The sequence below is a fragment of the Spirillospora sp. NPDC049024 genome, from assembly GCF_040649235.1.
GTDB lineage: Bacteria > Actinomycetota > Actinomycetes > Streptosporangiales > Streptosporangiaceae > Spirillospora.
In genome coordinates, this window is sequence record NZ_JBEZFD010000003.1 from 80,246 (window position 1) to 102,815 (window position 22,570).

The 22,570-nt window shown below is 70.1% G+C and carries 22 protein-coding genes and 1 tRNA gene; 4 read left to right on the forward strand and 19 right to left on the reverse strand.

The window, feature by feature from the left end; genetic code table 11:
- Window positions 1-546 precede the first annotated feature (546 nt).
- On the reverse strand, window positions 547-2,025 hold the full coding sequence (locus tag AB0C21_RS05940) for an MFS transporter (protein ID WP_500202923.1): 1,479 nt from the start codon (window positions 2,023-2,025) through the stop codon (window positions 547-549).
- Window positions 2,026-2,100: 75 nt separating this feature from the next.
- Here AB0C21_RS05940 and AB0C21_RS05945 point away from each other — a divergent pair, with 75 nt between their 5' ends.
- Window positions 2,101-2,475: a MarR family winged helix-turn-helix transcriptional regulator gene (locus AB0C21_RS05945; RefSeq protein ID WP_149259797.1), complete on the forward strand. Its 375-nt coding sequence runs from the start codon at window positions 2,101-2,103 to the stop codon at window positions 2,473-2,475.
- Window positions 2,476-2,631: 156 nt separating this feature from the next.
- Here the strand turns inward: AB0C21_RS05945 and AB0C21_RS05950 are convergent, their stop codons facing one another.
- From AB0C21_RS05950 to AB0C21_RS05985, 8 genes are all read right to left on the reverse strand, one after another.
- Window positions 2,632-3,165 (reverse strand): DinB family protein, encoded by a 534-nt coding sequence (locus tag AB0C21_RS05950; RefSeq protein ID WP_500202924.1) that lies wholly within the window; start codon window positions 3,163-3,165, stop codon window positions 2,632-2,634.
- A gap of 103 nt (window positions 3,166-3,268) precedes the next feature.
- Entirely contained in the window at window positions 3,269-3,673 is a 405-nt protein-coding gene (locus AB0C21_RS05955) for a VOC family protein (protein ID WP_500202925.1), read from the reverse strand.
- 231 nt (window positions 3,674-3,904) lie between these two features.
- Entirely contained in the window at window positions 3,905-5,050 is a 1,146-nt protein-coding gene (locus tag AB0C21_RS05960; protein WP_500202926.1) for a hypothetical protein, read from the reverse strand.
- 294 nt (window positions 5,051-5,344) lie between these two features.
- Complete coding sequence (locus tag AB0C21_RS05965) at window positions 5,345-5,506, reverse strand: hypothetical protein (protein WP_500202927.1); 162 nt, start codon at window positions 5,504-5,506, stop codon at window positions 5,345-5,347.
- 443 nt (window positions 5,507-5,949) lie between these two features.
- A complete protein-coding gene (locus AB0C21_RS05970; RefSeq protein ID WP_500202928.1) occupies window positions 5,950-6,597 on the reverse strand; it encodes a hypothetical protein in 648 nt (215 codons plus the stop codon).
- Window positions 6,598-7,151: 554 nt separating this feature from the next.
- Window positions 7,152-7,619, reverse strand: coding sequence for a DUF6924 domain-containing protein (locus tag AB0C21_RS05975; RefSeq protein ID WP_500202929.1), 468 nt, complete (start codon window positions 7,617-7,619; stop codon window positions 7,152-7,154).
- A 71-nt stretch (window positions 7,620-7,690) separates the two neighbouring features.
- Window positions 7,691-7,763, reverse strand: a tRNA-Thr gene (locus tag AB0C21_RS05980).
- Between the two features lie 64 nt (window positions 7,764-7,827).
- Window positions 7,828-9,300 (reverse strand): alpha/beta hydrolase, encoded by a 1,473-nt coding sequence (locus AB0C21_RS05985; protein ID WP_500203311.1) that lies wholly within the window; start codon window positions 9,298-9,300, stop codon window positions 7,828-7,830.
- Window positions 9,301-9,716: 416 nt separating this feature from the next.
- Between AB0C21_RS05985 and AB0C21_RS05990 the strand changes: the two genes are divergently transcribed.
- On the forward strand, window positions 9,717-10,784 hold the full coding sequence (locus tag AB0C21_RS05990) for a ferredoxin reductase (protein WP_500202930.1): 1,068 nt from the start codon (window positions 9,717-9,719) through the stop codon (window positions 10,782-10,784).
- Between the two features lie 10 nt (window positions 10,785-10,794).
- Window positions 10,795-11,868, forward strand: a complete 1,074-nt coding sequence (locus tag AB0C21_RS05995; RefSeq protein WP_500202931.1) for a fatty acid desaturase family protein — start codon at window positions 10,795-10,797, stop codon at window positions 11,866-11,868.
- Window positions 11,869-11,911: 43 nt separating this feature from the next.
- Here the strand turns inward: AB0C21_RS05995 and AB0C21_RS06000 are convergent, their stop codons facing one another.
- Window positions 11,912-12,739 carry a GNAT family N-acetyltransferase gene (locus tag AB0C21_RS06000; RefSeq protein WP_500202932.1) on the reverse strand — a complete coding sequence of 276 codons (828 nt, stop codon included), beginning with the start codon at window positions 12,737-12,739 and terminating at the stop codon, window positions 11,912-11,914.
- Window positions 12,740-12,868: 129 nt separating this feature from the next.
- Here AB0C21_RS06000 and AB0C21_RS06005 point away from each other — a divergent pair, with 129 nt between their 5' ends.
- On the forward strand, window positions 12,869-14,266 hold the full coding sequence (locus AB0C21_RS06005) for an MFS transporter (protein ID WP_500202933.1): 1,398 nt from the start codon (window positions 12,869-12,871) through the stop codon (window positions 14,264-14,266).
- On the opposite strand, the gene AB0C21_RS06010 is transcribed toward AB0C21_RS06005, so the two are convergent.
- The 9 genes from AB0C21_RS06010 to AB0C21_RS06050 all read right to left on the reverse strand — a co-directional run bounded on the left by AB0C21_RS06010 (window position 14,263) and on the right by AB0C21_RS06050 (window position 22,505).
- Window positions 14,263-14,946 (reverse strand): S1 family peptidase, encoded by a 684-nt coding sequence (locus tag AB0C21_RS06010; RefSeq protein WP_500202934.1) that lies wholly within the window; start codon window positions 14,944-14,946, stop codon window positions 14,263-14,265. The genes AB0C21_RS06005 and AB0C21_RS06010 overlap by 4 nt on opposite strands.
- A 160-nt stretch (window positions 14,947-15,106) precedes the next feature.
- Window positions 15,107-15,832: a helix-turn-helix transcriptional regulator gene (locus tag AB0C21_RS06015; RefSeq protein ID WP_500202935.1), complete on the reverse strand. Its 726-nt coding sequence runs from the start codon at window positions 15,830-15,832 to the stop codon at window positions 15,107-15,109.
- A 16-nt stretch (window positions 15,833-15,848) separates the two neighbouring features.
- Entirely contained in the window at window positions 15,849-16,781 is a 933-nt protein-coding gene (locus AB0C21_RS06020) for an alpha/beta hydrolase (protein WP_500202936.1), read from the reverse strand.
- A gap of 121 nt (window positions 16,782-16,902) precedes the next feature.
- A complete protein-coding gene (locus tag AB0C21_RS06025; RefSeq protein ID WP_500202937.1) occupies window positions 16,903-17,352 on the reverse strand; it encodes a hypothetical protein in 450 nt (149 codons plus the stop codon).
- 30 nt (window positions 17,353-17,382) lie between these two features.
- On the reverse strand, window positions 17,383-18,210 hold the full coding sequence (locus AB0C21_RS06030) for a PSP1 domain-containing protein (RefSeq protein WP_500203312.1): 828 nt from the start codon (window positions 18,208-18,210) through the stop codon (window positions 17,383-17,385).
- 48 nt (window positions 18,211-18,258) lie between these two features.
- The gene (locus AB0C21_RS06035; protein ID WP_500202938.1) at window positions 18,259-19,242 is read right to left on the reverse strand and encodes a TolB-like translocation protein; all 984 of its coding nucleotides are present in this window, start codon (window positions 19,240-19,242) and stop codon (window positions 18,259-18,261) included.
- A gap of 103 nt (window positions 19,243-19,345) precedes the next feature.
- The gene (locus tag AB0C21_RS06040) at window positions 19,346-20,182 is read right to left on the reverse strand and encodes a fructosamine kinase family protein (RefSeq protein WP_500202939.1); all 837 of its coding nucleotides are present in this window, start codon (window positions 20,180-20,182) and stop codon (window positions 19,346-19,348) included.
- Window positions 20,183-20,187: 5 nt separating this feature from the next.
- A complete protein-coding gene (locus AB0C21_RS06045; protein ID WP_500202940.1) occupies window positions 20,188-20,667 on the reverse strand; it encodes a low molecular weight protein-tyrosine-phosphatase in 480 nt (159 codons plus the stop codon).
- A 122-nt stretch (window positions 20,668-20,789) separates the two neighbouring features.
- Window positions 20,790-22,505, reverse strand: coding sequence for a S8 family peptidase (locus tag AB0C21_RS06050; protein WP_500202941.1), 1,716 nt, complete (start codon window positions 22,503-22,505; stop codon window positions 20,790-20,792).
- Window positions 22,506-22,570: the final 65 nt, after the last annotated feature.

Below are 22,570 nucleotides of genomic sequence, written 5' to 3' on the forward strand. Positions count from 1 at the left end.
CGCGCGAGCAAAAGCCCCTCGGCGGAGGCGAGGCCGCGCGCGTAGAGAGTGGGGCGGCGCAAGCACTGGGCGAGGCGGCGCGAGCAGAAGCCCCACGGCGGAGACGAGACGGCGCAAGACAGGGCCAGATGGCTCGGGCAGAGAGTGGGGCGGCGCAAGCACAAGGCGAAGCGACGCAAGCAGAAGCCCCACGGCAAAGGCGAGGCAGTGCAAGCACAGGGCGAAGTAGCTCGGGCAGAGAGTTGGGCGGCGCGAGCACAAGGCGAGACGGCGCAAGCAGAAGCCCCACGGCGGAGGCGAGGCCGCGCAAGCACAGAGCCAGATGGCTCGGGCAGAGAGTGTCGGCCGCGCGCGCTGAGTAGGGGCCACGCCAGCAGTGGTAGAGGCGGCGCGAACGGAGAGGGGCTGCGCCGGTAGCGAGTATGGGCCGCGTCGGAGGGGGAGGCCGTGTCAGCAGCGAGCGACTGGCGGGTCGTCTGGGAGGAAAGGGTGTGGGCCGGGCCGCGGGGTGGAAGGCGCGGCCCGGCCCAGATCGGCGGAGGGCGGTCAGACGTGCTTCGGGTGGTAGCGGCGGATGAGCGGGATGAGGTTCAGGGCCAGGCCGACCACGGCGACCGCGCTGACCAGGTTGACGCCGGGGTGGAACTCGGCGAAGCCGTCGCCGCCCGCGGCCGTCCCGCCCGCGACCAGGGCGGTGACCACGGCCAGGACCAGGGCGGCGCCGACCTGGCCCGAGGTCTGGACGAGGCCCGAGGCGAGCCCCTGCTCGGAGTCGTCGATCCCGTCCGTGGCCTGCGCCATGATCGAGCTGAAGCCGAACGCGAACCCGCCGCCCAGCAGCAGCATCGTCGGCAGGATCGTGAACACGTAGTGCGGAGCGTTCCCGGCCGTGCCGAGGAACCAGGCATATCCGAGGCTCAGGGAGGTCATCGAGCTGATGATCAGGCGGGGCGTCCCGTACCGGTCGATCAGGCGGCCGACGAAGGGCGAGCCGAACGCCACGAGGAGCCCGGCCGGAAGCAGCGCCATGGCCATCTTCAGCGGCGACCAGTGCAGCACGTCCTGCAGGTAGAGCGTCATCATGAACTGGAAGCTCAGGTACGAGCCGAACAGCGCGACGATGCTCAGGTTGGCCCGGACGATCGAGCCGATCCGCAGGATGCCGAGCCGGATCAGCGGGTGCCGCACCTTGTTCTCGGTGACGAAGAACGCGATCAGCAGGGCCGCCGCGACCCCGATTGAGCCCAGCGTGAGCGGGTCCAGCCAGCCGCGATCGGGAGCCGACACCACGGTGTAGACCGCGAGCAGCATGCCACCGGTGAGCGTCACGGCGCCGAGGACGTCGTGCCCTCCACCGGCTGCGGGCCGGTCCCGCGGGATCAGCGCGATGCCCGCGACAAGGGCGAGGATGGCGAGCGGCACGGGCGTCAGGAACGTCCAGCGCCACCCGAAGCTGGTCAGCAAGCCGCCGAGGATCAGCCCGGACGAGTAGCCGCTGGCTCCGAAGACGGAGAACACCGACAGAGCCCGGTTGCGTGCCGGCCCCTCATGGAAGGTGGTCGTCAGGATGGACAGCGCGGTCGGCGCGGTGAAGGCGGCGGCCAGACCCTTCACGAAACGGGTCGCGATGAGCAGCGCGCCGTCGTCGACAAGACCGCCCACCAGCGAAGCCAAGGCGAACACGGCGAGGGCGGCGAGAAAGACCCGGCGGCGGCCGAGGAGGTCGGCGGTGCGTCCGCCGAGCAGGAGCAGTCCGCCATAGCCGAGGACGTAGCCGTTGACGATCCACTGCAGTGACGTGGTCGAAAGGCCGAGCTCCGCGCCGATCGACGGCAGCGCGACGCCCACCATCGAGACGTCGAGTCCGTCGAGGAACAACACGGCGCACAGGACGGCCAGGACTCCCCACAACCGCGGGGTCCAGGTCTGCTCGGCCGGTGCGCCCACGGCGCCCGGCGCACCGACAGCGGAGTCGGGTGAGGTCTCGGTGATAGTCACGTCGCAGGACAGTACATGCATATGCATCAAATGTCCACGCACAAAATTCTGCGGAATTTAATTCCTGTGCATCTGATGCGTGCGCATGGTAAGGTGCGCGGCATGGAGGCGGAGTCTGCTCTGGTGAGCCGCTGGCGCAAGCTGGCGACCTGCTACAACACGGTCGCGTGCGCTCTGGACCGCGCCCTGCAGGACGTCCACGGCCTGAGCATGAGCGAGTACGAGACGCTCGACCGCCTCGTGGACCAGGACTGTGAGAAGCGCCGCATGCAGGACATCGCCGCGGCCATGTACCTCAGCCAGAGCGCCCTGTCACGGACGGTCGCCCGCCTGGAGAAGCACGGCTACGTCCAGCGCGGGCTCTGCGAGGCCGACCGCCGCGGCGTCTTCGTGGAGATCACCGATGCCGGCCGCCGCTGCCACGCCGAGGCGCGCGACACCCACCTGAAGATCCTCGCCGAGCACCTGACCGACTGACTGTGCCGGTGCTCGTGGTGCCGCCGCCGGGCGGAGCCTGACCCGCCGACTGACTGTGCCGGTGTTCGTGTGACGTGCCGGGATCACTGAGATCCCTGGCCCGGCCACTCGGTGAGAGGGGCGCGTGACGTCCTGGCCGGGGCGTCCGGCCCGGGGCTACTCGCCGGTCGTTCCGTCGATCAGTTCGCGGGCGACATCGAGGTGGCCCACGTGGCGGGCGTACTCCTGGAGCAGATGGAAGAGGATCCGTCCGAGGGAAGGGGCCTCTTCGGACGTCTGGAAACGACCGCCCAGCCGGGCCTTGTCGTTCAGCGAGGCGCCCTCCACCAGATCACGTGTCCTGGCGACCTCCAGACGGTAAGCGGCCATGATCTGCGCGCTGGACCGATCGAGAGGGACGGTCCATTCCGCCTCGTCGTCCCCGGGCGGGTAGGCGAGGACGTCTTCGGCGGCGAATCCCCACCGCATCCAGCGGCGCTCGACCCAACCGAGATGCTGGACCAGCCCGAGCGGTGACCATCCCAGCGGCTCGACCGGCGCGCGGAGCCGGTCGTCGGGCAGCCCGGAGAGCTTGCGCATCAATGCCTCGCGATACCACTCCAGGTAGCCGAGGAGGAGTTCACGAGCGTCCGTCACCTCGACGCCTGGGCCATCGAGGGACGCGGGAACCTGGTCTGGAGGGTTCTGCATCCGCCGAAGGGTAGTGCGGTCCGGGCCCCGCAGCGGGGCTGTGATCAGGCGGATGACGACGAGCTCATTGGCTGGGCCCCTCGATCCCTGTCACGCCGTCTCGTCAGCCGAAATCGGCTTCTGTCATCCCAGCCGGATGGCCCGGTGGCCATTGCACGAGCTCGATCCTGTAGCCGTCGGGGTCGGTCAGCCATGACGTCCTGATCCCCGGCCCGGGGTCGGCAGGCGGCTCGGCAGCGACACCCTTGGCGGCGAGATCAGCGATCGTGGCGTCCAGATCGTCCACCTGTACGACGAGATGGTTGACGGCGCTGATGTCCTCGACCGGCCTCTGGGGATCGTGCACGAGCTCAAGGCTGACGAACGGATCGTCGGGCAGCTTGAGCATCGTGAGGCTGCCGAAACCCGTCTCGGGGACGCTGCCGAGTTTGGTGTATCCGAGCGCTGTGTAGAAGGCGAGCGAGCGCTCCAGGTCGGTGACCCGCAGCCCGATGTGCAGCATGCGCATGGACGGCACACTAGGCCGTCCCGCACCAGGCCACCATGATCCCAGGTGCCCCAACACGAGCAGGGAAGCGTTAGCGGAAGCCGTATACGCCAGCCCGCGACAAGCCTTCAACGTGGGAGCCGCCTCTCGAAAGGCAGCCGACAATCCGCTCGTCCCAAGGTGCCCCACCTCGACGCTGCCGCCCTTTCCAAGAGGGGCATCGGGGTCGCCGGGTGGCAACCGGTCGCGGGCTCAGGAGGCCTCTCGCACGGGAGTGAACCTGATCTGCCAGTTGCCTTCGGCTCGCACATGGAGATAGGTCGGGCCCGACAGGTGGGCTTCGGCGTAGCAGGAACCCTTGCCGGACAGGACGTGCGGTCCCTGCTCAAATTCCGTTGTGAGCTCGGTGAGGGAGAAGTCGCCGTCCTCGGTGTGGGTCATCTGGACGATCGCGGGACCTCCCGTGTAGCGGAAGACAAAGGAGCCGCGTGAGGATATGCGGTCGTCGACCATCGGGACAGTGTCGAAGGGCTGCAGCCATGCAGCCCACCGCACCTTGGAGTCGATACGCAAGTGAACGTGCTTGTCCTCGCGCACGGGGAGAGGTTCTACGACGCGGTTCCGCTCCTGGCGACCTCGTAGTAGCACCCTCGCGTATCCGTCCTCGAAGAGCTTGACCACGCTTTTCCGATCGCCGCCGTGCAGGCGGACGACCAGCACCTGGGGCCTGCGTGGTTCACGGTGGGGGAACTTGAACTCTCTGTTCCCGCCTCCCTGGGCTTGTTGAGTCTTGCGCACGCCCGGCGGGCACGTCTTGAAGGGCGCGGGCTGTGCGGGAGGACGCGGAGCCTGGGCTCTGGGTTGGGGCTTGCGCGGCTGAGGCCTGGACTGAGGCTCGCGCGGCTGAGGTCTAGTGGCCGGCACGCGCGGTTTGGGTTCCGGGCGCGCGCGCCGACCGGTGTCGATAGGAGCCATGCCCTCTCGGATCCTCACCGCATCGGCGGCGCACACGTCGATGATCCGGGTGGCGCCCCCTTCAGGCGTCCAGGAAACGCGATCGGCGGACGACCCGTGGCGCGGGTCGAAGAAGCACAAGGGTCGGCGAGGCGGCGTCGGGCGACCCGCAAGACGGGCGTCGACGCAGGCGAGCGCGTGACGACCCTCGTCCAGCGCGATCAACACATCTGCGGCGTCCGCCAGGTCGCGGTCTCCGACGAAAGCCCTCTTGGCCTGCTCGTAAGCGTCGAGCGCACGCGAGTAGTCGGCCAGGAGCCCGGCGTCCGCGGCGTGCCGCTCAGGTACGAAGGGATGCCCCGCCAGCGCCTCCCCGAGGGCAGTGATCTCTGCGTCGATGACGGCCAGTTCATCCTCGCGTCGCCGACGGAAGATCCTGAACATAGGTCCGACCTCGCCATCCCCCGAATTCCCACAAGATCGTACCGAACGCCCCCTCCACGCGGCGCTCCCTGTGTCCGGTTGGTCCCATCTGCAATCCGAGCGCATGCCCTGGGAGGCAAGCCGGCCACTACCCGACCGTCGCAAGGCGCGGCGACGACCCCGGCCCCCTCGGCGGGCGTGTGCCGGACGTGGTTGACGAGCGCCCCGACGAACTGGATCGCAAGGATCGGCGGCAGCGCCACCATCAGCCACACAAGACCGCGCCCGACGACGACGCGCGTCGGCTCAGCGGCGTCAGCCCAAGCTGGCGCAGCCACCCGAGGCTCTTGTCCTCTCGGCGATGCCGCTGTTGAGAACGGCGTCCATCGCGCCGAACGCAGCCATGGTGACGGTAAGGAGCATCAACGTCACGGCGCGGTCCGGGTCCTTGGCGCTGTTGCCGAGCACGAAGTACATGAGCATCGGCGTGATGGGGCCGACGTCGAGGTAGAGGCGGGTGCCTTCCAGGCGCAGTAGGCGAACATGGCCGCTAGCAACTCGACCAGGCGCTCGACCTCCCTGCTCCTAGTCCAGCGCGGACGTCCAGAAGGACATGGCGTGGGGCCTGCCCGCTCACACCGATCGCGGGGAAGCCGAGTCTGCGCATGAACCCGAGTCTGGGCAGAACCTCGGCATCCTTGGACGTACCCGGGCAGCCGACGGGCCGGGGCCCAGGTGGCGGGCGCGGCGAGGGAGCGGCGCCAGCCACCTGAGCCTCCGGGTCTACCCCCGGCGCCACCGTGACCGCGCGTCGCCTGGTCGTCCTGGACGACCGCAGTGACGGCCGATCACCTCCGAAGTGAGCGCGGAAGTGCGACGGCATCGCCCCCTCGCACTCGACATCGGCGGAGCGCCGCTACTCACTGCTCGCGTCCCTTGTGGGTCTTCGTGGCCTTACCGGACGGAGTCGTGCAGGGCGCATCGCCGGTCGCGCCGCAACGCGGGCACGCGGCAGCCTTCGTGCTCGACTCCGCGTCCGTCTCAGCGGCCGTCTCAGCGGTCGGCTCAGCGGTCGGCTCAGCAGCGGGCTCAGCAGCCGCCTCGGCGGCCGGCTCAGCAGCGGACTCCGCAGCCGACTCAGCGTCCCGCTCCGCAGCCGCCTCCGCGGCCGGCTCAGCAGCGGACTCCGCAGCCGACTCCGCAGGCGCCTCGGCAGCGGGCTCCGCAGGCGCCTCCGCGGCCGGTTCCGTGGCCGACTCAGCGGCCGACTCGCCGGCGGACTCCGCAGGCGGCTCAGCGTCCCGCTCCGCAACCGACTCAGCCGCCGACTCCGCAGGCGCCTCGGCAGCGGACTCCGCAGCCACCTCCGCGGCCGATTCCGTGGCCGATTCCGTGGCCGACTCAGTGGTCGGTTCGGACTCCGGCGTCTCGGGGGTAGTGGATTCCGCGAGCTTCTTGTCCTCGCGGTCCTGCTCGTGCTCAGCGCGGTCGCGCTCAGCCGGGGCGGGGTCGACGTCGCGTCCCGTTATCTTTCGGGCGTACGTCTTGACGCGGTCGATGATCTTCACAGGTGGGGGCTCCTTTGCGTCGGGCACCAGGCTGGGCGGGTAGTTCGGACATGGCCTCTCGGGATGGCGTCGGTGCGACCCGGTGGTGCTCCTCGAAGGTCATCAGTTCGTAGTGTGATCCAGTCGAGTACGGCCAGATGTTACGCCTTAAGCCCGAGTGTGAATCGTCCCCGTCGCCGCAGAGGACGCCCGGTCAAGCGATGCGCCAGGTAGTCATGCAGAAGACCACCGCAGTGACCGCGATGGACCTGTCAGGTCAGGGCCGCTGTCAGTGCCCGCTCAACACAGACCTCGGCGACGGCGAACGGCATCGTCAGCGGAAGCGGAGGACTTTGGGATGATCGAACGCGGGGTCGTCGATGAGGACCTCGGCCAGTCGGGCCGGTCGGCTTCGGCGATGTAGCAGCGTTCGGCCGGAGTACCGGTCTCGATGCAGAGCTTCAGTTCCGCCACCGGCGCCGAAGCCCTGGAAGGTGGCGTTCCTGCACTCGCCGAGGCCAACGCTGCTGTGCACCGACCGTGAACATGCTCGATTCGCTGCCCCGCCGATCCGGCTACCCGTCGAAACCTCGGAAGGTACCCGTCTCGTCCGCGCCGTCCGCGAAGTCGTCGAAATCCAAGTTGGCGATGCTGAGATTGGCCGAGACCTCGCCGTACCAGCGAGCCGGTACCCGGAAAGTCCGGCCGGGGTCCGTGTACAGGTCAACTGCGAGCAGCGGCCGTTCGTCGTCGCTCAGGGTGGCTGCGTCGGCGAGAAAGAGGTAGGTGAGCTTGTCGTCGTCATCTGCCGCGGCGTTCAGGTCGACGAGCCTGGAAATACTGATGCCGGAGTACTTCGGGTCGCTGACGTAGGTCGCGTTCGCGCACTCCTGCTGCCCGTCGATCGCCGCCTTCAGCGCGGCCCACGCCGAGTCGCCGCTGAAGTCGGTCCGCAGGATCAGCGACGTCAGGTCGCGAGGTTGAGGCAGGGGAGTCACCCCGCCGATCTTTCCAGTCCGCCGAGCTGCGTCGAGACGGCTCATAGCGAGGCCATGCGGAAGGCAGTCATGCAGAAGGCCCATCGCGGGTGGTCGCGATGGGCCTCTGAGCTGGGAGCCGCCTATCGGAATCGAACCGATGACCTATTCATTACGAGTGAATCGCTCTGCCGACTGAGCTAAGGCGGCCTGCCGTGCGGGGCACGGCGGGAAGAAGTCTACCGGGTGTTGGAGGTGGGTGTGCACCGGTTAATCAGCGGCAGGTGGTTCCGTCCTTGGGCGGGTCGGTGGTGATCAGGTAGTCGTCGGTGGTCTTGGTGATGCAGGAGTTGCCCTGGAGGTAGGCGGTGTGGCCGTCGCCGTCGAAGGTGAGCAGGACGCCGCTGGAGAGCTGGCCGGCGAGGCTCTGGGCCCACTTGTAGGGGGTGGCGGGGTCGCGGATGGTTCCGATGACGACGATGGGGGCGGCGCCTTGGGCGGTGATGGGCTTGGGCGCCTGCTTGGTCTGGACGGGCCAGTAGACGCACGGGAGGCCGCCCCAGACGACGAACGGTCCGAAGCGGGGGGCGACCTTCTTGGCCTGCTCGGCGGACTTGCCGTAGGCGGCGAGGTCCGGCGGGTTGGGCTTGTCGACGCAGTTGACGGCCATGTTGGCGTCGGTCTGGTTGCTGTAGGTGCCGTTGGGCTTGCGTTCGACCATCTCGTCCGCGAGCGCTAGGAGGAGGGTGCCGTCGCCCTTCTGCATCGCCTGCGTGAGCGCCTGGCGCAGGACGGGCCAGTACTCCTTGACGTAGAGGGCCCGGGCGATGCCCATCACGGCCAGCGACTCGGTGACCTTGCGGGAGTCGCGCGTGTTGGTGAGGGGCTTCTTGTCCGTGGCGGTGAGGAAGGACGAGACCTGACCGATGACCGCGTCCGGGGTGGCGCCGAAGGAGCAGGCGCCCGACTTGACGCAGTCGTCGGCGAAGGCGCGCAGGGCGGTCTCGAAGCCCTTGGCCTGCTCGATCAGGAGGTCCGTGGAGGAGAGCTTCGGGTCGACGGCGCCGTCCAGGACGAAGGCCCGGATGTTCTTGGGGAACTGCTCGGCGTAGAAGGCGCCCAGGTAGGTGCCGTAGGAGGCGCCGTAGTAGGTGAGCTTCTGGTCGCCCAAGGCGGCGCGTAGGACGTCCATGTCGCGGGCGGCGTTGACCGTGCCGACGTAGGGAAGCTCAGAGTCGGCCTTGGCTTTGCAGCGCTCTGCGAAGGCCTTGCTCGCGCTGCCCAGTTGGTTGGTCTCCTTCGGGTCGTCCGGGGAGGCGTCCGTGGCGAAGAACTCGTCCAACTGCGGCCCGGTGTTGCAGCGGACAGGGTCACTGGACGCCACGCCGCGCGGGTCGAAGCCGACGATGTCGAAGCGGCGGCGCAGGTCGTCTCCGAAGGAGCGGGCGGCCTGGCGGACGAAGTCGACGCCGGAGCCACCCGGGCCCCCAGGGTTGGTGAGCAGGGAACCGATCCGGTTCTTCTCGTCTTCCGCCGGAAGCCTGATGACCTTGATACCGACCTTCTCGCCGGACGGCTTGGCGTAGTCCAACGGGACCTGTACGGTCGCGCACTCGAACCCGTTGCCGCAGCCCTTCCAGGAGGGCTTCTGCCCGTAGAACTGCCCGAGGCCCGTGGGAACGCCCGCGGCCTGGGTCGTGTTCTTGTCACCGCTGTCGCAGCCGGTGGCCGTCGCCAGGACCAGCATGATGGCCACGCTGATGAATCTCGCTGCCCGCACCTGGCCCCCGTCTCGTCGTCGCGGCACGTACGCCGCCGCCTACGCTACGTCGGCACGATGGTCGACGGCTACTTGCCTCGCTAATCGTGTCCGATGCCGTCGAGCGGCCACTTGAGCCCCTGGTCCGGGGGCGCGTCTGGGATTGAATCGCGGCTTCTGGTGGCCGACTTGGCACGAGGGCGGTCTTCGGGTGGGTGCGGGGCTTCTTGCTCGGCCTACAAATCGTGCGGCGGCTTTTATCAGTTGGCGTTACATCGGTGGATGGAACATCAATCGATGGTGTGATGCCTGTCGCTTTGGCGGTCGAAGTCTTGAATCTTCCCCGATTCCTACGTGACCGTAGGTTACGCGAACGTAAGTTAGCGCCCCCCGGGGAGGAAACCGTGACCATCGCACCGCGACGTCCAGGCCGCTCCAGCGCGGGACGGCGGATCGCGGCGGCCGCCCGGCTTCTCACGACGCCGCTCCTGCCGGAGGATTACCTCGGCCTGGTCAACCCTCTGTGGTCCACGGCCGAGCTGCGCGGACGGATCGAGTCCGTCCGGCGCGAGGCCCCCTCCACGGCGACCCTGGTGATCAAACCGGGGCCTGCCTGGCGTGCCCATCGGCCCGGCCAGTGGGTCAAGATCGGCGTGGACGTCGGCGGCGTCCGGCACTGGCGGACGTTCTCGCTGTCGTCGCCGCCGCGCCGGGACGGCCGCATCACGATCACCGTGAAGGCGGCCCGCGACGGGTTCGTCTCCGCGCACCTGGTCAGCGGGATCAGGGTCGGGACGATCGTCCGCCTGTCACAGCCGGAGGGCGAGTTCACCCTCCCCTCACCCGTCCCCGGCAAGCTGCTGTTCGTGACGGCCGGCAGCGGGATCACGCCGGTCATGGCCATGCTGCGGCATCTCGGCGGCGCGGCCGACGCGGTGCTCGTCCACTCGGACCGGACGGCCGGGGACGTCATCTTCGGCGACGAGATCCGCCGGATGCCCGGAGTGCGCCTGCACGAGCGGCACACGACCGCCGAAGGCCGCCTCAAGCCGGCCGAACTGCCCGACATCTGCCCCGACTGGGCGGAGCGCGAGGCGTGGGCGTGCGGTCCGGGAGAGATGCTCGACGACCTCACCGCGCACTGGCGGGCCGCCGGGATCGAGGAGAGGCTGCGCGTCGAGCGGTTCCGCGCCGTCCTGGACGGCGGCGGGGGCGAGGGCGGGCGCGTCACGTTCACCAGGAGCGGCGTCACGGCCGACGCGGACGGGGGCACGCCCCTCCTGGTGGCCGGCGAGGACGCCGGTGCGCTGCTGCCGAGCGGGTGCCGGATGGGCATCTGCCGCGGCTGCGTCGGGCGGCTCGCGTCCGGCAAGGTCCGCGACCTGCGCACCGGCGAGGTGCACGGCGACGAGGGCGAGATCGTCCAGACCTGCGTCTCGGCGGCCGCCGGGCACGTGGAGATCGAACTGTGAAGGGAGCAGCATGACCGAGCACCTGACGGCCGAGGACTACGAGACCATCGCCGCCGAACTGGACGCGCTGCGCGAGGAGATCATGTCCGATCTCGGCGAGCGCGACGCGTCCTACATCCGGCGGGTGATCCGCTGGCAGCGCGGACTGGAGATCGGCGGCCGGGCGCTGCTGCTCGCCTCCTCGCTGCCGCCCGCCTGGATCGCCGGGACGGCGACGCTTGCCGTCGCGAAGATCCTGGAGAACATGGAGATCGGGCACAACGTCATGCACGGCCAGTGGGACTGGATGCGCGACCCGAAGATCCATTCCACGACCTGGGAGTGGGACAACGTCTCGCCGGCCGAGCAGTGGAAGCACTCGCACAACTTCGTCCACCACACGTTCACGAACATCCTCGGCAAGGACAACGACGTCGGCTACGGCATCCTGCGCGTCGCGCCCGAGCAGCCGTGGTCCCCGGCGCACCTCGCGCAGCCGCTCTACAACCTGCTGCTGGCGATGTTCTTCGAGTACGGGGTGGCGCTGCACGACCTGGAGATCGACAAGATCCGGGCCGGGACGGCCGACGAGGCGGTGACCAAGGAGAAGCTGCGCGCCATCGGACGCAAGATCCGCCGCCAGTGGGGCAAGGACTACCTGGCGTTCCCGCTGCTCAGCGGCCCGCAGTTCCTGTCCACGCTGACCGCGAACGCCACCGCGAACGTGCTGCGCAACGTCTGGGCCCACATGATCATCTTCTGCGGCCACTTCCCCGGCGACGTGGAGGTGTTCGAGGAGGAGCGGCTGGACGGCGAGACGCAGGGCGAGTGGTACGTCCGGCAGCTGTGCGGCTCGGCCAACATCACGGGCGGCGAGCTGTTCCACCTGATGACGGGCAACCTCAGCCACCAGATCGAGCACCACCTGTTCCCCGACATGCCGAGCAACCGGTACGCCGAGATCGCCCCGCGCATCCGCGCCCTGTGCGACAAGTACGACATCCCGTATCACACGGGCTCGCTGTCGAAGCAGGTCACGGGCACGTGGAAGAAGATCGTCCGCTATGCGCTGCCCGGTGGGAGCCCGTCCACCGCGAAGGGATAGATCCGCAGGCCCTGGACCACGCGAAGGCGCAGGCCGGTCGAGGTCAGCCGAGCGCTTGGGCCACGGGGAGGTAGAGGCGCGCCGGGTCGTTCGCGATGGGCGCGCCGTACTCCATGACCGTGGTGGTGAACGCCGGACGCAGGCCGTGCCCCCGCGCCCACTCGACCAGCTCGGGATGTCGGTGATCGATGTCCAGGCGGATCGGCCCGGCCGGGACGATCTCTTCGACGAGCGCGAGCGCGGTCTCGGCGTCCTGGGCGGTGACGGGGCCGACCACGGCCCGGTCGTCGTTCCACCACACGCCGCCGAACCCCTTGACGCCGGCCTCGTCCCGGACGACGCGGAAGGTCTCGCAGAACGACGGCAGTCCTTCGACCAGCCGTGAGCGGTCGGCGCCGAAGACCTCGGTGTCGAGCGCGTGGACGGCGGGCATGTCCGCCGCCTCCGCCGGCACGGATACGCCCCGCTTGGACGGCCCCTCCCCTGTGCCCTTGTACGTCGTGCAGAGCCCGACTGAGCGGAACCCCAGACGCTCATACAGCGGACGCCCGTATTCGGTGGCCGTCAGGCAAAAGCTCTTCGTATCGGTGTTGTCCATCGCGTGCCGCATGATGCGACCGCCCAGGCCACGCCGCTCGTAGCGCTTGGCCACGAGCACCATGCTGATGGCCGCGACGTCCCCGCCGTATGGGGTCGACACCAATGCGGCAGCGAGTTCGCCGTTCCCGTCGTCGATCCCGTAGACGTCGCCGACCGAGAACAGGAACCGCCACTTGCGGTCTTCGCGGCCCCACTCGCGGTCTTCGGCGAGCCGCTGGCAGGCGGCCAGGTCGTCTTGCCCGAGCCGTCGTGCGGGCCTGTCCAAGTCCATGCGACGGACGCTAGGGCGGCCGCCCTGGCGCCACAACCCAATTACGCGGCATTACCTCACGCGTCATCGCCTTCACGACCTCCCCGGCGAGATCGTCTAGGTGCGGACAACAACGACCTGAGGAGAACCATGTCGCACACGGCGACTCCAGTGGCGGGACGGCACCCGCGCGAGGCCGCGCCTCCGCCGGCCGCGTCCGTCGGCGCCCTGCTCGTCCTGCTCACCGGCATCTTCATCACCACCCTCGACTTCTTCATCGTGAACGTGGCGATCCCCGACATCCAGGCCGACCTGGGCGCCGGTGCGACGGCGATCCAGTGGGTCGTCGCCGGGTTCGGGCTGGCGCTCGGCAGCGGGCTGATCACCGGTGGCCGCCTCGGCGACCTGGCCGGACGCCGCCGGATGTACGCGCTCGGCCTCGCGGTGTTCACGGCGGCCTCGCTCGCGTGCGGGCTCGCCCCGTCCCCCGGCACGCTGATCGCCGCCAGGGTCGTGCAGGGGATCGCGGCCGCGCTGCTGATGCCGCAGGTCCTCGGGATCATCAACGGCGTGTACACCGGGGAGGCGCGCGCCAAGGCGTTCACCGCCTACGGCCTCGCGATGGGCCTGGGCGGCGTGTTCGGGCAGCTCATCGGGGGCGTGCTGATCCAGGCGGACCTGTTCGGCACCGGCTGGCGCAGCATCTTCCTGATCAACGTCCCGGTCGGGCTCGTCACGCTCGCGCTGATCCGCCGGACCGTCCCGTCCCAGCCCCGCTCCGCCGGGACCCGGCTGGACGTCCCGGGGACGATCCTGGTCACCCTCGGGCTCGTCGCGCTCGTCCTGCCCCTGATCGAGGGGCGCCGCCTGGGCTGGCCCGCCTGGACGTGGGCGTCGCTCGCCGCTTCGGTCGTCCTGCTCGCCGCGTTCGCCCTGTCCCAGCGCCGCAGCAGCGCGCCCCTCGTGGCGCCCGCGCTGTTCCGCGAGCCCGCGTTCCGCGTCGGCAGCGGCCTGGCGCTCGTCTACACCCTGGCGATGGCGTCCTTCTTCCTCTACCTCGCCCTGTACCTCCAGCAGGGACGCGGCCTCAGCGCCCTGGAGTCAGGACTGCTCTTCGTCGCCTTGGGCGCGGGCTACTTCGCCGCGTCCACCCGCGCCACGTCCGTCGCCGCCCGTCTGGGACGGCAGGCCCTCGCGCTGGGCGCCGCGGTGCAGGCCGCCGGCTGCCTGCTCCTGCTCGCCGAGACCGGGCAGGCCATCGGCCGGCTCGTCCCGGGCCTGGCCCTTGTCGGGGCGGGCATGGGCTTCGTCCTGGCGCCGCTGTCGGCGCTCGTCCTGTCCGGCGTGACCGACCGGCACGCCGCCTCGGCCGCGGGGGTCCTGTCCACCGCGCAGCAGGTCGGCAACGCCCTCGGCGTCGCGCTGGTCGGGATCGTCTTCTACGGCGCGCTGGGCGAGGTCGAGGACGCCTTCCAGGCATCCCTCTTCCCCGTCATGGCCTTCTGCGGCGTCACCGCGGCCCTCGCCCAGTTCCTCCCCAAGCGCTAGTAGACGCTGACACCGAAGGCGCTGAGCACCGGGGAGATCGGCAGGAAGTAGGACGTTCCGCCGGTGGTGCAGTTCCCCGAGCCGCCGATCCCCAGCCCGACCGCGGTGCTGCCCGAGAAGTACGGAGCCCCGGGACCGTCCCCGGGCTCCGTGCATATGTTCGTCTGCGCCACCCCGGTGACCGTCCCGTCGGGGAAGTTCACCGTCACGTTGACCGCCGTCACGCTGCCGCAGCGCAGGCCCGTGGTGGGCCCGCTGCGGCAGACGCGCTGCCCGACCACCGGCCTGCCCGCCGTCGTGATGTCCTGGGACCCGGGGTAGAGGTACACGCTCCCCGGCCTTTCCACGGAAGGCTCCACATACCGGACGAGCGCGACGCCGCCGGTCGTGGCCGAGACGACCGTCCCGAGCTGGACGGTCAGCCCCGGATCGGCGTAGACCGCCATGCCGACCTGTGCGCAACCGCCCGCGGTGAGGAAGTAGTACGTCCCGCCCTGCCGCACGTTGAACCCGAGGACGCAGCGCGTTCCCCCGGCGTAGACCGCCTGGCCCCCTTCCGCACCCGGCGCCGCGACGGGACGCACGTCCCGCCCGGCCCCCGGCGAGGCGGACGCCGCGGGGCTGACGGCGGCCAGGACGGCGGCGATGCCCGCGAGCAAGGTCGCGACGCGCGGTCTCACGGAATACCTCCTGCGGGAAATGGCACCTTGCCCGGAATGGTGCGAAAACCAGAGGGCCGCGACAAGGGGAGGAAGGTGCCAAGGTTGCCCGCGACCGTATATCAATCCTTGAGCTTCGATGTGGCGATCACCTGCGCCCCGGGCTTGAGCGCGGCGCTGGTCATCCAGATCGGGGACGTGTGAGCGAGGCCAGTGCGGTGGGTCGCACCGCGCCGGCGGCGGACGAGCCGAGGAGCAGTCCGGTCATGTCATGGGGCTCAGCGTGTTCACCGGTCGGAGCCGCCGCCGTGATCCGGTCCAGCCGGAAGCCCCGTCCGGCCCGGCGTGAGCGGCACCAGGCGATGAGGTACCAGCGGCCGTTGGCGGTCAGCAGTCCGGCCGGTTCCACGACGCGGTCGCTCTCGCGTCCTGCGGCGTCGGTATAGGACAGCCGCAGCACCAGGTTGCCGGCGAGGGACTGCTCCACCGCGGCACGGATCGCGGAGTCGCAGCGCGCGGGCAGGGTGAGGATCCGTGCGGCAAGGTCCCGGGCCGCCGCCGAGGCGGGGCCCGCCATCGAGGCCGCGATCTTCTGAGCCGCCGTGCGGGCGGCGCCCGCGTAGGGGGTCGAGGCGTCGGCCGCGGCGAGCACGGCGGTGAGCGCCGAGGCCTCATCGGGGGTGAGGTGGATCGGAGGCAGGGTCATCCGCGGATCGATCGACCAGCCGCCGCCTCGCCCGGTCACGGAGCGCACCGGGACACCGGCCTGCATCAACGCCTGCAGGTCGCGCTGCACCGTGCGCGCGCTGACCTCGAACCGCGCGGCGAGCGCCGCGACCGTCAGCGGTCGCGGCGCCGCCGCACGCAACTCCTCGACCAGCGCGTACAGCCGGGCGGTTCGCTTCATTTCACCGACGCTACTGTCATGCGGAGGCCAGGAAGTCCCGCTGGCGCCGCAGTTCCCGCTCGGTGACGGTCAGCGGGAAAAGGGTGAAGCCGTGCATCGCGCCGGCGACGACGTCGAGCCGCACAGGCGCCCCTGCGGCCTGCCACCGAGCGGCCAGGAACAGCGAGTCGTCCAGCAGGGGGTCCTCGGTGCCGACGACGATCCGGGCGGGCGGCATCTCCGCCAGGTCGGCGAACAGGGGCGAAACCTCCGGGTCGCGGCGCCGCTCCTCCTCCATTCCTGGCGTGAACATTTCATAGCTGCCCCGAAGCGAGTCGGTGTTGCTCAGCAGCCGTCGGGGGCCGAACGTCCGCTGGCTCGGTGTCATCGAAAGGTCGTAGGCACCGAAGAGCAGGTGGGCCGCCCGGAACGCGCCGGTGATGCCGTGCCGGTCGCGGAGGCGCAGCAGCGTCACGACGCTGAGGTGGGCGCCCGCCGATTCACCGCCGATCAGCAGCCGTTCGGTACCGAAATCGGCCGGGGCGTGTTCCACCAGCCATCGGGCGGCCGCTTCGCAGTCGTCGGGCGCGGCGGGGAACGGGTGTTCCGGCGCGAGGCGGTAGTCCACGGTCACCACGGCCAGCCGCGCCTGCTCTGCGAGCCGCCAGAGCCTCTCGTCCTGCCCGTCCGCGGACCCGAACGCCCAGCCCCCTCCATGGATGTGCAGGTACACGCCGTCGACGTGGTCCGGAATGAAGACCCGCACCTTCACTCCACCCTCGACGACGCGGTCTTGTCCGTGCGGCAGCCTGACCGGCGGCGTGTCGCCGCCGAGCCGGTTGCGCCGCAGAAGCGCCAGCGTGGCCGCGCTCGGCATCCTCCCCCGAGCCGGACGGCTCGCGGCGCCGGCCTCGAACTGCTCGTTGAACGACAGGGTCTCGGGAAGGCAGTCCTCATCTGTGAGCGTCATGCCGTCGACCGTCCCAGCCACCCGCGACAAGGCCCTGTCACCCTTCTTCTATGAACCACATCACACCGCAAAGAGACGGGGCCGTCAGGATGGCGGACTGGCCGCCGGCATGAACGATCGGTCAGCCGAGGATGCGGGCGGGGTCGCTGGCGGGGGCGAAGCCGGCCAGGGCGCTCGGGTCGCGCTCGGTCTTCATGTCTTCCACCCAGCCGACGGCAGTGGTCACTACGTAGTCCCGGTCGTCGCCCGTCTCCAGGATCAGACAATGCTCCCCGAAGCCTTCTGAGACGTCGGCGTGCTCGGCGTAGATGTGCTCGGCCTCCGCCTGGTCCGCGCAACGGATGACGAGGCCGTCGCCGTACTCGATCCGGACCTTCATGGCCAGGACGGGCTTGAAGACGATGTCGATGCGGGGCGTCCGCCTCCCGTCCCGCATGGTCGTTCGCGTCCGCAGCAGCAACTGGCTGTGGCTGATCGTGTAGGCCCACACCGTGAAGGGGCGGTCGGAGCGGAACAGCTCCCTGCCCGGGACGAACTGGTCGGCGGTGTTCAGCCAGGTTCGCTCGCTCATGCCGGGGATCCTGTCACGGGCGGGCGGCGGTCAGGTGGGGTCGTCTGAGGGGTTGTAGTGGGCGTCGTGTTGTTGGCGGGGGGAGCAGACTGAGGCGGAGGGGCAGGAGCAGCGGCGGGAGCCCACCTTCACCGTGACGCGGTCGCCGGGGACGTTGTAGCCGATGACCTGGCCCTCGCCCTCCGGTGTGCTGACGCGCGAGCCCAGGCGGGGCGCCTTCTCCTTGAACTCCATGTAGAGGGGGTGCTCGTACTTGAGGCAGCACATCAGGCGGCCGCAGGCGCCGGCTATGCGGAGTGGGTTGACCGGGAGGTCCTGGTCCTTCGCCATGCGGACGGAGACGGGTTCGAAGTCCTTGAGGAAGGTGGCGCAGCACAGGTCGCGGCCGCAGGGGCCGATGCCGCCCTGGAGGCGGGCCTCGTCGCGGGGGCCGACCTGGCGCAGTTCGACGCGGGCCTTGATGCCGCGGGCCAGGTCGCGGACGAGGGCGCGGAAGTCGACGCGGTGCGGGGCGGTGAAGTAGATCTTGAAGACGTTGTCGGCGTCGAGGTAGTCGACGCCGATGACCTTCATCGGGAGGTCGTGCTTGCGGATGAGGCGCTTGGCGATCGAGCGGCCCTCGGCGCGGCGGCGGCGGTTGGCCTCGTCGCGGGCCAGGTGCTCGTCGGTGGCGGGGCCCGCGCACTCGGGGAGGCCGTCGATGTCCTCGGAGACCCACTGGGGCGCCCACACGCACTCGGCGACCTCGGGGCCGGAGTCGGTGGGGACGAGGACCTTGTCGCCGACCCTGGGGCTGTGCGGGCCCGGGTCGAGGTAGAACAGCCGGCCGTAACGGGTGAAGCTGACTGCCATCACCATGCCCACGGTTTCGCTCCGTTCGCCCGGTTTTGCGACCCACTCTAGGTCTCACCAGGCCGCGTCGGCGAGATCCTCTCCCGGGACGGTCGGGACGCCCTGCGCGTAGAGGTCGCCCGCGGTCGCCATGACGCCGTGGCCGGTGTGGGCGATGTCGAGGGCGGTGGGCTGGGCCTTCACCTTCTGCGTCCACAGGGTCTTGGTGGGGGCTCCCTGCAGTGTGAAGGTCTGGAGCGTCAGTTCGGAGTTCTTCGCCACGGCCGCGATGAGGGAGTTGCCGTCCCGGCTCAGGACGGCGTTGGAGCTGCCCTTGGGCAGGGGCATGACGGCCTTGCTGGTCTTGAGGTCTCCGGCGGCGCCGTTGGTGTCGATGCTGCGGACCTGGTGCTTCGTCGAGCCGACCGGGCTCCACACAAAGGACAGCGTGGTACCGGACCAGGAGAGGCTTCCGACGCGGGCGCGCAGTTTCGTCGTCCACACCTTGTGGACACCGGTCTCCGGCGACACGACGTCCACTCGGGCGCGTGCTCCCTTGTAGATGACGTAGGCGATGCTCGCGCCGTCCGGGCTCACGGCGAGGTCAGACCAGGCGGTGGAGACGCCGGGGACGGTGGCCTTGGGGATGGGCTTGAGGTCCTTGGGGCGCCCGTCGTCCAGGCGGAGGCGCTGGAAGGTGACGTCACGGTCTCCCGGGGACGCGACGATGTACGAGCCGTCCTTCAGGGCGGCGACGCGGTGGAAGCGTCGGCCCTCCGGAGCGGCGACGGGTAGCCCCACGTTCGCCCCGGTCTGCACGTCCCGGACGAGGAGCGACGCGCCCTGCTTGGCCACGCCGACGACGACGGACGGTTCGGTCTTCTCGGCCTTGGCGGCGGGCTTCGCCTCGTGCTCCTTCTCGGCGGCGCGCTGGTGGCGGTGCACCGTGTCCACGCCGCCGCCGATCAGCAGCGCGGCGGCCGCGGCCACGCCGAGCGGGACGAGGCCCTTCCAAGAGCCGAGACGGGTACCCGGGTCCTCGCGCCTGCCGTCGTCCATGGGGTTGCCAACCTGCCCTTCCTGCCGGATCGCCCGTCGTTTCTACCGCATATGCAACGCGACAAAAACCCATGAAGGCGGAGTTACCAAGTCGTGAGCCGCGTCAGCCGAGGGACGCGCGGGCCGCCTCGACCAGAGACCCCCGGTACGACCCGCCGAACAGCGCCACATGGACGAGCAGCGGGTGCAGCTGGTGCAACGGGACGCGGGAGCGCCATCCGTCCGCCAGGGGCGCGGCCTCATCGTAGGCGCCGAGGACGGTGTCGAGGTGCGGTGTCCCGAAGAGCGCCATCATCGCGAGGTCGGTCTCGCGGTGCCCGCCATGCGCGGCCGGGTCGATGAGCAGCGCCCGCTCGCCCGTCCACAGGATGTTCCCCGACCACAGGTCGCCGTGGATGCGGGACGGCGGCTCATGCGGCCCCGCGAGCGTCTCGATGTCGGCCATGACGCGCTCGACCAGGCGGACGTCCTCGGACGAGAGGTGCCGGGCGCCGAGGCGGAGGAACGGTTCGAGGCGGCGTTCGGCGTACCAGGCGGGCCAGGGGCGGTCGTCCGGTGTGTTGTCCAGGGGGAGGTCGGCGATGAAGCCGTCCCAGGGCGCGCCGTAGACGTCGGGGCGGTTCCCGGTGTGGAGGGCGGCCAGTTCCCGTCCGAGGCGTTCGGCCGCCTCGCGGGACGGCGCGGACGTCGGGAGCCACGGCAGCACGAGCATGTGGTCGTCGGCCGCCACGACCTCGGGGACGGAAGTCCCGGGGCCCGCCTCCCCCAGCCAGCGCAGCCCGGCCGCCTCCGCCGCGAACACGCCGTCCTGGTCCTGGGCCGCCTTCACGAACACCTCGCGGCCGTCGGCCAGGGAGGCCCGGTGCAGCGTCCAGGAATGGCTGGAGCCGAGGTCGTGCACCTTCTCGACCCCGGTCCCGAGCAGCCGCTCCAGCCGCACTCCGGTCAGGCCTCCTTGAGCGCCGCGCGGATCTCCTCCAGCAGGCCGGGCATCGCCGCCTCCACCTGCTCCAGGACGAGGTCGAAGTCGGCGCGGCCCCCGTAGTAGGGGTCGGGGACGTCGAGATCGCCGGCCGCCCCGGGGTCGAACTCGCGCAGCAGCCGGATCTTGCCGTGCGCCTCCCCGTCCGGCGCCATCGAGCGCAGCGCCCGCAGGTGGCCCTCGTCCAGGGCGAGGATGAGGTCGTACCGGTCGAACCAGTGGTCCTCGAACTGCCGGGCGACGTGCGCCGACCGGTAGCCGGCCCGCGCCAGCGCCGCGACCGTCCGGTCGTCGGCCCCGTCGCCCGCGTGCCAGCCGCCGGTGCCCGAACTGTCCACCTCGACGTCCAGGCCCTCCTCCTCGACGTGGTGGCGCAGGACCCATTCGGCCATCGGGGACCGGCAGATGTTGCCCGTGCAGACGAACGTGACTCGGTACGGCATCCCTCCATGATGCACGAGGCACCGGAGGGCGGAAGACCAGGGAAAGGCCGGGCGGCCCCGGAAAAGAACGCGACCCCCGGCCGGAGCCGGGGGTCGCGTCCTGGGGTGGTCCAGGCGGGGGGTCAGCGCGAGACGGCGTGCAGCGCGTCCACGATGCCGTTGCCGAAGAACCCGTTCTGCTCCTTCGAACCCTCACAGGTCTGGGTCGAGGTGTGCTTCACCCACTGGCCGTTCGACTGGGTGTACCAGACGTACTCGACCGTCCGCGGGCTCGGGCATTCCTTGGGGGTCGCGGTGCCGCGCAGAACCTGCTCGACGAGGCGCGGGTCCATGGTCAGGCCGCCGGCGCGGTCCTTGTGCCCGTACTTGCTGATGATGAGCGCCGCGACGCCCACCGCGTGCGGCGAGGCCATCGAGGTGCCCTGCAGCGACGTGTAGTAGGCGCACTTGTCGCCCTTGCAGCTGCGGATGATGGACGCCACCTTCGGCGTGCCGTCGGCGTTCAGCTCGCCGCGCTCCTTCGCGAGCCGCTCGGGGTAGGCCGCCCAGATGCCGCCGTTGTTGTCCGGACGCTGGGCGGCGTTGTCGACCTTGTCGCCGCCGGGCGCCGCCACCGCGACGTAGCCGTTGCCGAAGCTGCTGTAGTACGACTTGCGGCCGCTCGGGCCGGTGGCCGAGATCGGGATGACGTGCTCGCCCTCGGACGGCATCGACACGCAGCTCGCCGGGACGGTGCGCTCGCGCGGCTCCTCGCCCGGGGTGGACGGGAAGTCGGGGCTGCTGTCGTCGACGTTCGTCTTGGTGTAGTCGACGAGGTCGTTGCCGGCCGCGGAGATCAGGGTGACGCCGCGGTTGTGCGCGAAGTCCAGGGCGCGCTGCGCCGCCTTGATGATCGTCCGCTGCTCCAGCTGGTCCTCGGGGCTGTCGGCGGGGTTGTCGCCGCAGTTCCACAGCCACGGGTCGATGTAGTACGACATGTTGACCACGTCGATGCCGTTCTTGGCCGCGTAGGTCAGGCCGTCCACGGTCGGCTGGAGGAAGAAGTAGCCGGAGTCCTGGCCGACGCGCAGGTTGACGATCGACACGTTCGGCGCGACGCCCGCCATGCCGAGGCCGTTGCGGGGCGAGGCGATCGTGGACGCGACGTGCGTGCCGTGGTCGTTGTCGTCCCAGTCGTTGGGGTCGACGCACGACGTGAACTCGCAGGGCCCGTCGACCTCGTTGCCGTTGGCGTCGGTCGGGATGTCGTGGGTGAAGTTGCGGCTGAGCTTGCGGTTGAAGTTCGGCGCGATGTCCGGATGGTCGCCGTCCACACCGGTGTCGAGGACGCCGACCAGCACGCGCCTGTCACCCGGCTCCTTCTTGTAGGAGCCGTCGGCGGTGGCGTGGATCTGCTTCATGTCCCACTGCAGGTCCGCCAGGGGCTCGGCGTCCTTGGACGGCTTGCCCGCGGGGCTGGTCCTGGTCGCGGCGCCGTGGCCCGTGCCGTTGAGCTTCTCGACCTTCTCGGCCTTCTTCTTGGTCTTCGGCGCCTCACCGATGACCCGGTTGTGCGCGACGCCCTCCAGGGCCCGCTGGTTCATCACGGCGTGGATGAACTCCGGGTTCTGGGACTTGACGGTCGCGACGCCCACGTCGCGGTTCTCGTGCACGACCTTGCCGCCCGCGGCCGAGACGGCCCGGTGGGCCTGGCCGAGGGAGACGCCCTCCTTGTAGAGGACGACGTACTCCGAGACCTCGCCCTTGGTTTCGGTGGGGCCCGGAGCTGCTGACGCTGGGAACGCGAGAGCCGTCACGGTGGTGACGGCGCACGCGGCGGAAATCAAGGCTCGCCGCAAGGCAGACCTCCTGGCTTGGGGGTAATCAACCGGTTTTCGGTTGATCAGCCAGCGAACGTTACGTG